Genomic DNA, 235 nt, shown 5'->3' with positions numbered 1-235 from the left:
GAGGCGAGGCGAGGCGAGGCGAGGCGAGGCGAGGCGAGGCGAGGCGAGGCGAGGCGAGGCGAGGCGAGGCGAGGCGAGGCGAGGCGAGGCGAGGCGAGGCGAGGCGAGGCGAGGCGAGGCGAGGCGAAGCTCGCCAGAGAGTGTGGCTACGACTTCGTCATTGGAGTGCGCAGCGAAGCGCACCTGACCGCATTGAAGCTCGCGGACCCATCCCTCCACGTTGTCATCATAGATT

The 235-nt window shown here is 69.4% G+C and carries 1 protein-coding gene; it reads left to right on the top strand.

Annotated features, from left to right (window positions below; translation table 11 throughout):
• On the top strand, positions 1-235 hold a 235-nt coding region (locus tag D7Y21_RS43760; RefSeq protein WP_370039933.1), incomplete at both ends, for a DUF6310 domain-containing protein.

The organism is Corallococcus sp. AB045, from assembly GCF_003668895.1.
GTDB classification, from domain to species: domain Bacteria; phylum Myxococcota; class Myxococcia; order Myxococcales; family Myxococcaceae; genus Corallococcus; species Corallococcus coralloides.
The sequence above is the reverse complement of the archived record's forward strand: the minus strand, read 5'-3'. Positions and strand labels throughout refer to the sequence as shown.